The following is a 2,173-nucleotide window of genomic DNA, read 5'->3' as shown; positions in this document are numbered from 1 at the left end:
AGTAAATCCAAAGATGAAGCCGAGCGCGAAGTAAATGACTTTGAGAAAGGTCATTAATATAAAGCGTGTTAACAGCTTTACTTGCTAATAAAAAACCGCCAATTGGCGGTTTTTTTGTTGGTAAATAATAAAATCACTAGATTTAACATATTCGGTAATTCTTTGAATTAACCTGCCTGTTTATTATTTGAAATCGACGCCAAAAGTTCAGATATCAGCTGCCTATCTATCTGAGCATTTTTTTCACTCAGTTTATGAATAAACTCTAAAGGTGTAAGCCCATGTGATTTTTCTTTAATGGTAATACTCGCGCCTTTATCCATTAAAAGTTGCACTAAACCAAAGTCATTAAGCAAAATAGCCGAGTGTAGAGGTGATAAACCATCTATGTGACTTAACGTATTTACTTTGATTCCTTTAGAAATAAAGTATTCGATATAAGCATCGCGCTTATCTATATCTTTAATTTCAAATAAAAATGCTAGACCAGCGCCTGATTCAAGTGATTCGATATCACCCTTATCTGCTCTATAATTAAGTAAATAATATTCACAAACGTCACTTGGTATATAGCGAGTATTATCATCAGTGCTGCAAATAGTAACATCTTCAATATCACTATTAATAAGCGAATACAAAGCAACTGAAGAATATCCAACAGATAACAATAGGAACAAAAAAATAGTAAGCTTTTTCATTTCTACTCCCAGATTACTTTACTATCAGCATCGCTATATATTTAAAAATTTAATACTCTCCCTATTCTCACATTAGTAAAAGGCTTGCCTTTTACCTCAGAGCACAAGTGCACTTTGTAAGCACCAATATGATTACCAAACTTTTTAAGTGTTGTTAAAAATGACATAAACAAGAAGCCTTAAAAATAGGCCGTGAACATTTTTTGGAGGGTTGCTACATGATTCCCTATCAAGCTTAAATATTCACATGCCTTTGTAAATAGGCCTCACATGATAAACAAGCCTATATAAAATACAATAATTAAAACTTTAGATGTATAGGTAAATCGAAAGAGAAGCTGAGCGCGAAGTAAATGACTTTGAGAAAGGACATTAATATAAAGCGAATTAACAGCTTTACTTGCTAATAAAAACTGCAAGCTGGCGGGTTTTTTTATGCCTTAAACTTTAATTGAGCTTTGAAGTGCTCAGTATTTTTTCATGATTGGAGCTAACTTATATTTGTATTTAATTTGATAAATCCAAACTATTTCCTAAACTCAAAATTAATCTCATACAAATAAGTTATCGTTTATTAAATTGTTTCTACAAAATTTACTAAGATAAAACCTCAAAGGTAATAAATATGAAAAGCATGAGCATCCCAGCGTTAATAATTAGCTTAATATTATCAGCTAATGTAATGGCTAAAACTGTCAGTATTCGGGCTGATAGCTGGTATCCAATGAATGGAGAACCTGACTCTGAAAAAGAAGGCTTTATGATTGATTTTGCCCGCGAGGTTTTCTCTGCTGCTGGGTATGATGTTGATTACAAAATCATGCCTTGGGAACGTGCCATTGTATCCACCCGAGAAGGTAGCTCTGATTGCGTTGTTGGTGCTTATACTGAAGATGCGCCTGACTTTAATTTCCCTGCTGAACAATGGGGAAAAGATATAACAGGTTACTTTATATTGAATTCCTCTTCATGGGTTTTCAATAACCTAGACTCTCTACTAACAGAAAAAGTTGGCGTAATTGAAGGTTATGCTTATGGCGAAGATTTAGATAAATTAATCGCATCAAGAAAGGATATTTTTAAATCAATTCCAGGGAATGACGCGCTAGAGAAAAACTTTAAAAAGTTAGCCGCAAATCGGATCGATGTCGTTATAGAATCAGTTTCCGTCGGAAAAGCTAAAATTAAGGATATGAACTTAGAAAGTAAAGTGAAGCTTGGAGGCCAAAATCCTTCCTCTGATTCAATTTACATAGCATGTTCACCGAATACCAAAGGTAAAGCGCTAACACAGATAGTAGATGAAGGCACAAAAGCAATGAGAGAATCAGGCAAGTTATCTCAAATAATGGAAAAGTATGGTTTAAGCGATTGGAAATAAAAAAGTTAAATAGGTGATTAACAATAAGCCTAGCATTGGGTAGTTGCTTTATTAATTTTTAAAATGGGTAAGGAGAGTGTTCAGAATTCTGAGC

2 protein-coding genes are annotated in these 2,173 nt (G+C 33.7%); one reads left to right on the top strand and one right to left on the bottom strand.

The window, feature by feature from the left end; all coding sequences use genetic code 11:
- Nucleotides 1–167: 167 nt before the first annotated feature.
- Complete coding sequence (locus P20439_RS05880; RefSeq protein WP_008465259.1) at nucleotides 168–698, bottom strand: ankyrin repeat domain-containing protein; 531 nt, start codon at nucleotides 696–698, stop codon at nucleotides 168–170.
- 625 nt (nucleotides 699–1,323) lie between these two features.
- On the opposite strand from P20439_RS05880, the gene P20439_RS05875 reads away from it, so the two are divergent.
- Nucleotides 1,324–2,079 carry an ABC transporter substrate-binding protein gene (locus P20439_RS05875; protein ID WP_008465255.1) on the top strand — a complete coding sequence of 252 codons (756 nt, stop codon included), beginning with the start codon at nucleotides 1,324–1,326 and terminating at the stop codon, nucleotides 2,077–2,079.
- The last annotated feature ends 94 nt before the right edge of the window (nucleotides 2,080–2,173 follow it).

Origin of the sequence: Pseudoalteromonas sp. BSi20439 (assembly GCF_000241165.1) — a bacterium.
Classification (GTDB): domain Bacteria; phylum Pseudomonadota; class Gammaproteobacteria; order Enterobacterales; family Alteromonadaceae; genus Pseudoalteromonas.
The sequence above is the reverse complement of the archived record's forward strand: the minus strand, read 5'-3'. Positions and strand labels throughout refer to the sequence as shown.